Consider the following 12,273-nt stretch of genomic DNA (forward strand, 5'->3'; position numbering starts at 1 on the left):
CACCAGCCCACAACCGGGCACCGGCCACGCGGTGCGCCCACTGTTCCTGTCTGGATTGGCCGACCCCGGCCGGGCCATCCTCGCAGGCCCAGAGCTCATGGCAGGCCGCCACCGCCCGCGCGAAAAGGGCTGTAAAAGAACGGCTCTGACACACATTCGGTGATCATGTGCAGTGATCATATGATGCAACATCGCCCGCGTCGACTTCGTCCCGTTTTGCAACTTTCCAAGGTCGCACGGCGGCGGCTACCCGACCTTGTGAACGATTGTGAAACGGCTGGCTACGACCGTTTGACCCCGCCCCCTTCCACGGTGCATGTGGATGGCCTCACAAGGCGACTACAAAAAGTAGTAGATCGTAACACTGTGCGACCTTCGCGCACCCCTGGGGGCGCCCCAAGCGTCGCCCGGCACTCCGGGTTGGGCACTGGTATCGAATTCATCATGATGATAGAGTCCGAGGCTCATCGTTACTCCATCGTTCGCCGGTGGGCCGGGTGGGTTCCCCGTGCCACCCTTGGAGGGACGGGCAGCCTGCCATGGGCGACCAGGACACGTTCGGGCACCGAGACCGCTGCGCGATCGCGGGCATCGGCGCCACCGACTACTCACGTGCCTCCGGGCGCAGTGATCTCACCCTGGCGACCCAGGCCGCGCTCGCAGCCCTCGACGACGCCGGGCTCTCACCCGCTGACATCGACGGCATCGTCCGCTGCGACATGGACACCGTGCTGCACAGCGACCTCGCCGACTCCCTCGGCATCGACAACCTCACGTACTGGTCCCAGGTCGGGCCGGGCGGGGTGGCCCCCTGCGCCATGGTGGGCCAGGCAGTCGGCGCCATCCTGTCCGGCCAGGCGACCGCGGTCCTGGTCTTCCGCGAGATCAACGGCCGCTCCGGGCGCCGGTTCGGCCTGTCCGCCGCGACTGGCGCCAGGGTGGGCGGCGCGGGCGGCTACGACGAGTTCTTCGCGCCCTACGGGCTTCTCACCCCCGGCCAGATCTTCGCTCTCCTGGCCCGGCGTCACATGATCGAATACGGTACCCGGGCAGAGGACATCGGCCATATCGCGCTCGCCTGCCGGGCGCGGGCGAACGCCAACCCCGCGGCGCAGCTGCACGCGCGCACCCTCACCATGGACGACTACCTGTCGGCCCGGATGATCTCCGATCCGCTGCGGCTGTTCGACTTCTGCCTGGAGACCGACGGGGCCTGCGCCGTCGTCGTGACCAGCGCCGCGCGGGCGCGCGACTGCCGGCGGCCGCCCGTCCTCATCCGTGCCGTCGCCCAAGGCGCTATTCCCGGCTCCCAGCCCGGCATCCAGTTCCCGGCCCTGATGCGGGAGTCGCTCACCGAACTGCCCGCCCGGTCGGTCGCCCGGACGCTGTACCGCCGGGCGGGCCTCGGCCCCGACGACATCGACGTCGCCCAGATCTACGACTGTTTCACGATCACCGTGCTGCTCCAGCTGGAGGACTGGGGGTTCTGCGGGAAGGGCGAGGCGGGCCCGTTCGTCGCCGCGGGCGGCATCGACCTGGGTGGCCGTATTCCGGTCAATACCGGCGGCGGTCATCTCTCGGAGGGCTATCTCCACGGCATGAACCACGTTCTCGAGGGGGTACGCCAGATCCGCGGCGACTCCACCTCCCAGGTACCCGGCGCCGAGGTGTGCCTGGTCACCTCGACACCGCTGCCTCCCGGCAGCGCCCTCGTCCTGACGGCCGCCTGATGGACGGCGTGACGCCTCGGGCCGCCCGCCTGGCCCCCGTCGGCGACGACCACGACACCGGCGGCTTCTTCGAGGCCGCCCGCCGGCATGAACTGGTCATCCGCCGGTGCGACGGCTGCGACGCCGTGCTGCACCTGCCGCGGGCCTACTGCCGGCACTGCGGCGGCTGGGACGGCCGCTGGCAGCCGGTCGCCGGTGCCGCGACCCTGTACTCCTGGACCGTGGTCGAGCACCAGGTGCACCCCGCCTACCCGGTGCCCTACTGCGTGGTCCTCGTGCAGCTCGACGACGTCCCGGCGGCCCGGCTGGTCGGCTACCTGCCCGGCCGGCCGGCGCTCACCCCGGGGCAGCCCATGCGGGTCTGGTTCGAAACGCTTGACGACGGCACCGACGAGGGCGTTGTCGTACCGCAGTGGAAGCCGGCATGACAGAAACGTTTCGCGGCGCCCGAGGACAGAGCCTTCGTATGTATCCACCGCCTCGGTTGAGGCCGGAGAGGAGCCGGGGATGCGGATCGGCCTGTCGGTGTACAACATGGGCGCGCGTGACCTGCTGGACCTCGCTGTCGCGGCCGATGGGCTCGGCTTCGACGCACTCTGGCTCGGCGAGCACCTCGTCCTGCCGTACGACTACTCCAGCGAGCATCCGACCCATGGCGCGACGGCGCACCAGCACCATCTCGGGCCGATCGTCGGCCCGGCCACGCGGCTGCTGGACCCGTGGTCGGCACTGAGCGCCGCAGCCGCACTCACGACGAGAGTGAAGCTCGCGACCGGCATCTACATCCTGCCGTTGCGTCATCCGTTGCTGACAGCCCGTGCCGCCTGCACCACGCAGGAGATCGCTGCCGGCAGGCTCATGCTCGGGGTCGGAGCCGGCTGGCTGCGCGAGGAGTTCGCCGCCCTCGGCGTGCCGTTCGGTGAACGCGGATCCCGCCTGGAGGAGAGCCTGGCGGTCCTGCGCTCCGCGTGGGGTGGGGGACCCTTCGAGCATCGGGGCACCCACTTCACGATCGACAAGGTCCAGGTGACCGCGGAGCCCGTCACCGTTCCTCTCGTCCTCGGGGGCAACACCGACCGGGCGCTGCGCCGCGCGGCCAGGGCCGGGGATGCGTGGTTCAGCTCCGGCACGCCGTCCTTCTCCGACGCGGTACGGCTGCGCGACCAGCTCGCGGCACTGTGCGACGAGCAGGGGCGCGCGATGATTCCCTGCTACTTCCGGTTGGCGAGCCGGGATCCGGAACTGGTGCGCCGCTACGACGCCGAGGGGATCACCGATCTGGTCGTGTGGGCGGACCAGCTGTGGTGCGGGGACGGCCCGGACGCCATGCGGCAGTCCCTTGCCCAGGCCGCGGACGACTTCGGGATCTGACGGGATCCGCGCACTCCCGGGTGGTGGCTCGCCTTCGAGTTTGGGGTCCCCGAATTTTCGCGGAGCGGTTCTGCCTGGTGGTGTTTTTGTGTGTGGGTCGCCGGAGGTGATCCGCACACCCCGGCTGGCGGCCCGCCCTCGAGCTCGGGGTCCCCGAATTTTCGCGAAGCGGAAATTCGGGGCTAGCGGGTGAGGACCGCGCAGGCGCTGACCCCCGGCGCGCCGTAGACGTGGCTGAACGCCACCGTCGGGTTTCCGGGCACCTGCCGCCCGGCCGCGGCCCCGCGCAGCTGCAGCACGTTCTCGTATACCTGGCGTAGGCCCGACGCGCCGATCGGCTCACCGTTGGCGATGCAGCCGCCGTCGGTGTTGACCGGGAGACTGCCGCCGATGCCGGTCGCGCCGGTGCGCAGCAGCTTCTCCTGCTCACCGTCGGCGCACAGGCCGCACTCGGCCATGTGGCAGATCTCCGCGCCGGCCTCGGTGTCCTGGACCTGCGCGACGTCGACGTCGCCAGGGGACACCCCGGCCAGCTCGAACGCGGCCCGGGCCGCGTCCACGCTCGGGCTGTCCGCGCGTTCCAGCGCCAGCCACGGGCTGAACACCTCGAACGAGCCGAAGCGGCGCGTACGCAGCACCGCGGACCGCAGGTAGATCGGTGTGTCGGTGTACCTGCGGGCGCGGTCCGCCCGGCACAGCACGAGCGCGGCCCCGCCTTCCCCCGGCGAGCAGAACATGTACTGCGTCAGCGGATGGCTCAGCATGGCCGACGACAGGATCTCCTCTTCGGTGAGTGGGGTGCGCCGCCACGCGTGCGGGTTCAGCGAGCCGTTGTGATAAGCCTTGGCCGCCACCTTCGCCAGCACCGACGTGCTGATGCCGTGGGTGTGCAGGTAGCGTTGCGCCTTCATGGCGAAGAACTGGGTGGTCAGCATGAGCCCGGTCTCGCCGTACCAGCCTGCGAGGCCGACCGCGGCGGGGTCGGTGTCGAACGCGCCCCGCGGATGCTTGTCAAAGCCGATCACCATGCCGAGCTCGTACGCACCCGACCGGATAGCGCTGTCGGCACTGATCAGGGCGCTGCCACCCGTCGCGCACCCGTTGGACACGTTGATGAACGGGATACCGGTCAGCCCCAGCTCCGAGACGAGCGAGTCCGCGTCCCCCGCCGCGTGACTGCCGCCGAAGGCGAACTGGACGTCAGTCCATTCCAGGCCCGCGTCCGCCAGCGCCGCCCGGGCCGCGTAGGCTCCCTGCGCCCGTCCGCTGACCCCTTTGTGCCGCCCGAACGGGTGGATCCCGATGCCCACGACGGCGACGTCCACGGCACGCTCCTCTGCGGTTACTGGTGGCTGATTGTCCCTGCGGGTCAGGCGGACCGCACCGGGGAGAACGCGTAGGTGAGGACCTGGGTGCCGTCGTCGTCCGTCCGCAACGGCACCAGGACCAGCTCCATCGGATCCCCGATCCGCAGCCGCCGCGGGTCGTTCTCGGTCAGGCGGGCCTCGACGATGACCGCACCGGGCAGCTCCACGTATCCCACGCCGTAGGGGGTGAAATCCGCCGGGCCGGCATAGGGCGGTTTGGGCCGGAAACCCTGCACGGTGAAGGACCACAGCGTGCCGCGGCGGGGGAGGACGCGGTCCGCCATGTCCATCCGGGCGCACTTCGGGCACGACCGCTGGCGGGGAAAAGCCGTCGTCCCGCAGGACCGGCAAGCGCTGGCGAGGAGGCTCGGCCCGTCATCGCCCTCGACGAACAGGCCGTCGTCCACCGGCCGTGTCCTTGTCACAGGTCCGCCTCCCCGCCGTCGAGCAGCTGCCGGGTGTGTTCGCCCAGCCGCGGCGCCCGCGTCGGCGCCACGGCCGGGAAGGACGAGAACCGGTAGGGGCTCATCGGGACCGGCGCGCTGACGCCGTCGTCGAGCTCGATCGTGGCGAAGAAGGCCCTCGCCCGCAGGTGCTCGTCGTCGAGGACGTCCTCGGGGGCGTTGACCGGCCCGATCGGCAGCCCCCGCCGCTGCCCCTCGTGGTAGGCCGTGGCGGAGTCCAGCAGGAGGAACAGGCATTCGATGAGTTCCTGGATGTGCGCGAAGTTCCGCTGGCGGTGGGCCAGGCCGCGGTACGCCGCATCGGTCAGGTCCGCGGCCACGCCGACGCTTTCCATCCAGGAGACCAGCGCCTCCCACGGCTTCTGGTCGGCGAGGATGAGCGCGAAGTACACCCACCGGTCGTCCGCGCAGCGGAACAGCGCCGGCTGGGTCGGCACCGGCTGGGCGTGCCGGCAGGTCTGGCGCTGTACGAGGACGCGTGGGTAGAACCAGTACGGGTTCGCCAGTTCCCCGCTGACGGCGAGGGACTCGTGCATGGACACGTCCACCAGCTGCCCGGCGCCGGTGCGCTGCCGGTCGAGCAGGGCCAGCAGCAGGCCGCAGTGCGCGAAGCTCGCCGCGGTGTGGTAGCCCTGGTTGCCGCCGGGCCGGATGGGCGGGATGGTGTGGTCGTCGTAGCCGCAGCTCGCCAGCGGGCCGCCAGCGGCCAGGCCGACCAGGTCCGACGTGCGGTAGTCCGCCCACGGGCCGTCCAGCCCGAACGGGGTGACCGACAGGATGACCAGCCGTGGGTGTTCGACCAGCAGCCGGGAGTAGTCCAGGCCGGCCGCGGCGATCTCGCTCGGCCGCAGGGTGACGAGCAGGACATCCGCGCCGGCGAGCAGGCGGTGTAACGACGCCCGGCCCGATTCCGGCCCGTCAAGGACGACGCTGCGCTTGCCGAGGTTGTAGTACCAGAATGCCAGGCTTGTGTCGGCGCTGACGACACCGCGGGCGAAGGGACCGGCCTGGCGCGTCGGTGACCCCTGGGGTGGTTCGACCTTGACGACGTCGGCACCCAGCTCCGCGAGCAGTTTCCCGGTGTGCTCACCCGCGGGGTCACCGGCCCACTCGACGACCGTCAGCCCCGAGTAGGGCAGCGCCGGGGAGCCGGCCGCTTCGGGTGGGGACGAAGGGGGCATGTCAGATCACACCCGCCGCGGCGAGGCCAGCCGTCTCGTCGGCGGACAGGCCGAGGAGCTCGGTGAAGACGTAGGCGTTGTCCTCGCCGAGCAGGGGAGCCGACCGCCAGTTGTCCTGCTCGATGCGGGAGAAGGTCACCGGCGTCCCCTCGAAGCGCGCCGGGCCGATCACCGGGTGGTCCAGCTCGAAGAAGATGCCACGATGGGCGAGCTGCGGGTCGATCTCGTTGAGGTCGCGCGCGTCCTGGACGGCACCGGCACAGACGCCGTTGTCCTGCAGGAGCGTCATGATCTCGTGTGGCGATCGCTGCTGTGTCCACGCGCTCAGGTGGGCGTCGAGCGCGTCGGAATGGGCGAACCGGCTCTGCTGGCTGGCGAAACGTGGGTCCGCGGCCCAGCCGGGGCTGCCGAGGACGGTCACCAGGCGCCGCCAGTCGGCGTCGTCGAAGACCGCGACGGCCACCCACCGGTCCGCACCGGCGCAGGGGTACACCCCGTGCGGGGCGGCTGGCGGATGCTCCAGCCGGTTCCCCAGGGGGAAGCCCGGCCGGCGGGTCGGCCGCGCGTTCACGGCGACGTCGAGCAGGTCGGGACCGAGCAGGCAGACGCCGGCCTCCACGGCGGAGACATCGATTTCCGTGCCTTTCCCCGTCGCGTTGCGATGCAGGACCGCCACGAGCAGGGCCGCGCTGTTGCAGTAGGCGGCCTGGTTGTCCATGTAGGACAGGCCCCATCCCGAAGGCTCCCGGCCGGGCAGGCCGCTGATGAAGGACAGCCCGCTGACCGCCTGCACCACCGGCCCGTAGCTACGGTAGGAGTGGTGCGGGCCGCTCTGGCCGAAACCGCTCATGTGGGCGTAGATGACCTCGGGGCACAGCGCCTGCAACCGTTCGTAGGTCAGGTCCCAGCGGTCCATGACGCCGGGGGCGAAATTCTCCGTCACCACACTGCTTGCCGCGATAAGCCGCTCCGCCAGCTCCCGGCCTTCGGCTGAGCGCATATTGATCGTTACGCCGAGCTTGTTGCGGTTGTAGTTGTTGAACAGCCCGCCCTTGTCCGGATCGGGATGCGGATCCTCCTCCCCGAAGGAACGGGGATCGTTCTTGTAGAACGGCAGCCGACGTGGCATGTCGAGGCGGGTCCGGTCTTCGATTTTGATGACTTCGGCGCCGAAGTCCGCGAGCATGCGGGTGGCGACGGAGCCGACGCCCATCCAGCAGAAGTCGGCTATGCGGATACCGGTCAGCGGCCCGCGGCGGGCCCGGGGCCTGCGTTGCCGCGTCGAGTCCCGCGTCGGCGACTGCTGAGTGTCCACCGTGCCGCCTCCCTGGGGTCGGATGCGCAGCCAACTGTATTTCTCATGATGAAACGCCGCAAGCCCCTGATCGCGCCATGTCCGCCCCGCTGTCGGCGGGACGGGCCGGGGTGGCTCTTGTGGCTTTTCATCATGACGAATATCGTGCCAATCCGACATGGAGCGATCACGTGCCGGTGCGGCCCCACGGCCCCACGGCCCCGCGGGTGTGCGGGTGTGCGGGCGGGGCGGACCGGGTTGGGAGGAGCCAGCAGTGACTGGTAGCCGGGAATGGCACCTGGTCCGCCGTCCCACCGGGTGGCCGACGGACGACGATGTGGCCCTGGTGGAGGTTGACGTACCCGGCCCCGGGCCGGGCGAACTCCTCGTGCGCAACACCGCGATGTCGGTGGAACCGTATATGCGCGGCCGGATGAGCGAGGCGGTCTCCTACACCGAGCCCTACGCGCTCGGCGCGCCGATGCTGGGACACGCGGTCGGCACGGTGATCGCGTCCGGTGAGCCCGCCATCCCGGTCGGCCGGTCCGTGGTCCACCAGGCGGGATGGCGGGAGTACGCGCTGGTCCCCGCCGCGGCCGCCGAACCCGTCGACACGGACGCTTTTCCCGCCGCCACCTACCTCGGTGCCCTGGGCATCACGGGCATGACCGCCTATGTCGGGCTGTCGCACGTCGCCGCGTGCAAGCCCGGGGAAACCGTGTTCGTCTCGGCCGCGGCCGGCGCGGTGGGTGCCACGGCCGGCCAGATCGCCAAAGCCATGGGCTGCCGAGTGATCGGCAGCGCGGGCGCTGAGGCGAAGGTCCGTTTCCTCACCGAGGAGCTCGGATATGACGCGGCGTTCAACTACCGTGACGTGCCCGTGCGGGCGTCGCTCGCCGTGGCGCTGACGGAGGTGGGCGCGGACGGCCTGGACGTCTACTTCGACAACGTCGGGGGAGAGCAGCTGGAAGCCGCGATCCGGGTCATGCGCCCGTTCGGCCGCATCGCGCTCTGCGGGGCGATCTCCACCTACAACGCGACCGAACCCGTGCCCGGTCCGCGCAACCTGCTGCTGATGATCTGGCGCCGGCTGCGGATGACGGGCTTCCTCGTCAGCGATCATGCTGACCAGCACGCCGCTTTCACCGGTGACATGTCGCGCTGGCTGCGGGCGGGCGCGGTCCGCAGCGTTGAGACGGCTGTCCACGGGGGTGTCGAGGCCGCCTGGCCGGCGTTCCTGGCGATGCTGCGCGGTGACAACGTCGGGAAGATGATCGTCCATTTCGGCTCGTCCGCGGTCGGTGACGTGGATCACTGATCGCTCTTGACAAGACTAGTTCGTTATAAGGAATCTGTCCCCAGCCTCGGCCGCGGCCGTCGACGGGGGGTGGGACGCGCGGCCGGAAGCGACACACCGGAACGGGGCACCAGGCGGGTGGCTCCGCCGCGGGTACCGGGCTGTTCCGGGGCGGCCCCCGGCACAGTGGCCCAGCGTGGCCCGCTCGCACCGCGACCGGGTTTCACCATCTCAGGAGGAGGACGGATGACAATCGTGAGGACGTTCGAAGACGTCCGCGACCGCGTCAACATCAGTGACACGCTCTGCCGCTACTGCTCCACGGTCGACCAGAAGGACTTCGTCGGCTTACGCGCGGTCTTCGCCGAGGACGCCCGGATGCGTTTCTGTCTGGGCGGTACGTGGAACGAGTGGGTCGAGGGCGCCGACGCCATCGTGGCGTGGATCGACAAGATGACCGCGGACCACGGTTTCCAGCACCACCTGCTGTCCGTCTACCACGTCGACATCGAGGGCGACCAGGCCTCGACGCTCGCCTACCTCACGTCCCACCAGGTCGCCGCCGACGATCCCGACCAGGTCATGCAGATGTCCAGCCGTTACCGCAACCGGCTGCGCCGGGACGGCGACGGCTGGGTCATCACCCAGATCGAGCTCGAGGTCGGCTGGATCGAGATCCGGATCTTCGACCAGAGCCAGGCGATCGGCTGATGCCGGCGTCCACACCGGCATCTATGGCGGGTGGCATGCCACCAGCCGGCAGCTGCCCGGTGATCAACTATGACATCATGTCCCCGCGGCCGGTGCTGACCGCCGTCCAGGAGATGGCGCAGCTGCGCGAAGCCTTCCCCGTCTGCTGGAACAGCTTCGGGACCGGTTTCTGGATGCTCACCCGTTACGAGGAGTGCCGGGAGGCGTATCAGGCCCCCGAGATCTTCGGTAGTGATTCGGTGATCGTCCTGGACCCGAACCCGGGCTACCGCTGGATTCCGACGAATGTCGCCCCGCCCGAGCACAGCCGGTACCGCCAGATCCTCAACCGGCCCTTCTCGCCCCGCACGGTCGCGGGTATGGCCCCCCGGATGCGCGAACTGTGCAACCAGACCATCGACACCTTTGTCGGCAGGGGCGGCTGCGAGTTCGTGGCCGACTTCGCGGCGGTGTACCCGACCCGGGTCTTCTTGTCGATCATGGGTCTGCCCGCGGCTGACGACATGCTGTTCGTCGACTGGGTGGACACGATCTTCGATGCCTTCAGCGATCCCGCGGGCCAGGCCCGGACGATGGCGGCGATGGGCGCGATGACGGAGTACTTCGTCCGGGTGGTCGCGGACCGGCGGGCGGCCCCGCGTGATCCGGCGGCGGATTTCGTCAGCTACCTCATGACGGAACGCTACGAGGATCGGCCACTGCGCGACGACGAGATCCTGCAGATGTGCGTCGTGCTCGTCCTTGCCGGTCTGGACACCGTCAAGAGCCAGCTGAGCTACTCCTTCCACCATCTCGCGACGACACCGGAGCACCGGCGGCGGGTGGCGACCGACCCGGCCGTGGTGCCCACGGCGGTGGAGGAGTTCCTGCGGGCCTTCCCAATCATTCAGGACGGCCGCAAGGTCACCCGCGACGTGGAGTTCCACGGCTGCCCGATGAAGAAGGGGGACATGGTGCTGCTGATGCTGGGCGCGGCCATGCGCGACCCCCGGTCCTTCCCGGATCCCGAGCGGGTCGATCTCGACCGTACGGCCAACCGGCACATCTCCTTCGCGGCCGGGCCGCACCGCTGCCTCGGCTCCCACCTCGCTCGGGCCGAGATGGCCGTCGCGCTGCGGGAGTGGCACCGGCGTATCCCGGACTACCGGCTCGCCTCCGCCGAGCCGGTGCTCGAGCGTGGTGGCGCGGCCGGGCTGGTCGCACTGCCGCTTGCCTGGGAGCGGTCATGACCGCCGAGCCGACGACCGAGGAGAGGCGCGCTGTGGAGATCATGATTGATCCCGCCCGCTGCACCGGGCACGGCCGCTGCTATTCGCTGGCTCCGGACGTGTTCGACGCCGATGACGACGGCTTCTCCCAGCCACGGGGCGTTGCCTTCGCCGTGGCCGCCGACCGGGCGGAGGCGGCGTGGCTCGGTGCCCGCTCGTGCCCGGAGGAAGCGATCACGGTCATGGCCGTCGAGCGGACCGGCGAGAGCCGCGACCTTGCCGAATTTCCTCATAAGAAATAATGTTCGTCACATCAGGGCGCTCATAGGCCGGGGTGACCGCCATGCCCTCGGCGCCCCGGCAGGCGCCCCCGAAAACTGTGAAGGGAACGGTGTCATGGCCGAGGCGTCGGTGATCGACGGCATCAGGGTGATCGACACGGATACCCATGTGATCGAACCCGCTGATCTGTGGACGTCGCGGATCTCCACGGCGAAGTGGGGCGACCTGGTCCCGCACGTCCGCTGGGACGACGACCGCCAGGAGGAGGCGTGGTACTTCGGCGACGCGCGCCTGTCGGCCACGGCGGGCGGGGCGATGGCCGGCTGGGGCGAGTTCCCGCCGAAGCACCCCCGCCGGCTCGCCGACGTCGACCCGGCGCTGTGGAACGCCCCCGACCGGCTGCGCAAAATGGACGAGTACGGGATCTGGGCCCAGGTGCTCTACCCCAACGTGGCGGGGTTCGGCACCGGGAGGTTCCTCGGGCTCAAGGACCCCGAGCTGATGCTGCGCTGCATCCAGGCGTACAACGACTACCAGACCGACTGGGCGAGCGCGGACCCGCGTCGCCTGCTGCCGATGGCGGCGCTGCCCTTCTGGGACCTGGCGGCGAGCGTCGCCGAGATCGAGCGGACGGTCGCGATGGGGCACAAAGGTGTGATCATGGCCCAGGAGACCGAGTTCTTCGGCCTGCCGCTGCTCGGTGATCCCCACTGGGACCCGATCTGGGCGACGGCCCAGGACCTCGGCGTCCCGGTCAACTTCCACATCGCCTCAGGTGATCTCTCGCTGATCGAGAAGAACTTCCCCGGTAACGGGATGCACGCGAACTACGCCTCGGTCGGGGTCTCCTTCTTCATGGGCAACGCCCGGGCCATCGCGACCGTCATCTGCGCCGGGATCTGCCACCGCTTCCCGCGGCTGAACTTCGTCTCGGTCGAGAGCGGCATCGGCTGGCTCCCGTACGCCCTGGCCGCCCTGGACTGGCAGTGGCGCAACTGCGGTGTCCCGCTCGAACACCCCGAGTACGACCTGCTGCCCAGCGAGTACTTCCAGCGCCAGATCTTCGGCTGCTTCTGGTTCGAGCGGGAGACCGCCCGGCAGGCGATCGAGCTCCTCGGTCCCGACAACTTCCTCTACGAGACCGACTTCCCGCACCCGACGAGCATGTCGCCCGGCCCGGCGAGCGCGGCGGTCCGACCGGATCTGTTCATCGCGGCGGCGTTCGCGGACCTGCCCGGCGACGCGCGGCGCAAAATTCTGCACGACAACGCGGCCCGTATCTACCACCTGGACTGACCAGCCACCTGTCAACCGACCCGCTCGCCTGAGCCGCTCACCTGACAGCCAACATAGTCAACGGTGTTGACG

12 protein-coding genes are annotated in these 12,273 nt (G+C 69.9%); 8 read left to right on the forward strand and 4 right to left on the reverse strand.

The genetic code is table 11. From position 1 onward, the window contains the following. Positions 1-539: 539 nt before the first annotated feature. The 3 genes from MJ797_RS13855 to MJ797_RS13865 all read left to right on the forward strand — a co-directional run bounded on the left by MJ797_RS13855 (position 540) and on the right by MJ797_RS13865 (position 3,101). Entirely contained in the window at positions 540-1,730 is a 1,191-nt protein-coding gene (locus MJ797_RS13855; RefSeq protein WP_239334813.1) for a lipid-transfer protein, read from the forward strand. Beyond that, the gene (locus MJ797_RS13860) at positions 1,730-2,158 is read left to right on the forward strand and encodes a Zn-ribbon domain-containing OB-fold protein (protein WP_239334814.1); all 429 of its coding nucleotides are present in this window, start codon (positions 1,730-1,732) and stop codon (positions 2,156-2,158) included. Before MJ797_RS13855 ends, MJ797_RS13860 begins: the two co-directional genes overlap by 1 nt. A gap of 79 nt (positions 2,159-2,237) precedes the next feature. Continuing rightward, entirely contained in the window at positions 2,238-3,101 is an 864-nt protein-coding gene (locus MJ797_RS13865) for a TIGR03619 family F420-dependent LLM class oxidoreductase (protein ID WP_239334815.1), read from the forward strand. A gap of 182 nt (positions 3,102-3,283) precedes the next feature. Here MJ797_RS13865 and MJ797_RS13870 read toward each other — a convergent pair whose 3' ends face one another. From MJ797_RS13870 to MJ797_RS13885, 4 genes are read right to left on the reverse strand one after another with little or no spacing between them, the layout of a single operon-like run. Continuing rightward, positions 3,284-4,426 (reverse strand): thiolase family protein, encoded by a 1,143-nt coding sequence (locus MJ797_RS13870; protein WP_239334816.1) that lies wholly within the window; start codon positions 4,424-4,426, stop codon positions 3,284-3,286. 44 nt (positions 4,427-4,470) lie between these two features. Then, complete coding sequence (locus tag MJ797_RS13875; protein WP_239334817.1) at positions 4,471-4,893, reverse strand: Zn-ribbon domain-containing OB-fold protein; 423 nt, start codon at positions 4,891-4,893, stop codon at positions 4,471-4,473. After that, positions 4,890-6,113, reverse strand: coding sequence for a CaiB/BaiF CoA-transferase family protein (locus MJ797_RS13880; protein WP_239334819.1), 1,224 nt, complete (start codon positions 6,111-6,113; stop codon positions 4,890-4,892). The genes MJ797_RS13875 and MJ797_RS13880 overlap by 4 nt, the downstream gene beginning before the upstream one ends. A 1-nt stretch (position 6,114) precedes the next feature. Continuing rightward, entirely contained in the window at positions 6,115-7,428 is a 1,314-nt protein-coding gene (locus MJ797_RS13885; protein WP_239334821.1) for a CaiB/BaiF CoA-transferase family protein, read from the reverse strand. A 253-nt stretch (positions 7,429-7,681) separates the two neighbouring features. On the opposite strand from MJ797_RS13885, the gene MJ797_RS13890 reads away from it, so the two are divergent. From MJ797_RS13890 to MJ797_RS13910, 5 genes are all read left to right on the forward strand, one after another. Further along, positions 7,682-8,725 (forward strand): NADP-dependent oxidoreductase, encoded by a 1,044-nt coding sequence (locus MJ797_RS13890; protein WP_239334823.1) that lies wholly within the window; start codon positions 7,682-7,684, stop codon positions 8,723-8,725. Between the two features lie 225 nt (positions 8,726-8,950). Then, the gene (locus MJ797_RS13895) at positions 8,951-9,415 is read left to right on the forward strand and encodes a nuclear transport factor 2 family protein (RefSeq protein ID WP_239334825.1); all 465 of its coding nucleotides are present in this window, start codon (positions 8,951-8,953) and stop codon (positions 9,413-9,415) included. Beyond that, positions 9,415-10,644 (forward strand): cytochrome P450, encoded by a 1,230-nt coding sequence (locus MJ797_RS13900; RefSeq protein ID WP_239334827.1) that lies wholly within the window; start codon positions 9,415-9,417, stop codon positions 10,642-10,644. Before MJ797_RS13895 ends, MJ797_RS13900 begins: the two co-directional genes overlap by 1 nt. A gap of 41 nt (positions 10,645-10,685) precedes the next feature. After that, positions 10,686-10,925, forward strand: a complete 240-nt coding sequence (locus tag MJ797_RS13905) for a ferredoxin (protein ID WP_374582193.1) — start codon at positions 10,686-10,688, stop codon at positions 10,923-10,925. Between the two features lie 94 nt (positions 10,926-11,019). Further along, positions 11,020-12,201: an amidohydrolase family protein gene (locus MJ797_RS13910; RefSeq protein ID WP_239334831.1), complete on the forward strand. Its 1,182-nt coding sequence runs from the start codon at positions 11,020-11,022 to the stop codon at positions 12,199-12,201. Positions 12,202-12,273: the final 72 nt, after the last annotated feature.

This window comes from Protofrankia sp. CiP3 (assembly GCF_917627345.1).
GTDB lineage: Bacteria > Actinomycetota > Actinomycetes > Frankiales > Frankiaceae > Protofrankia.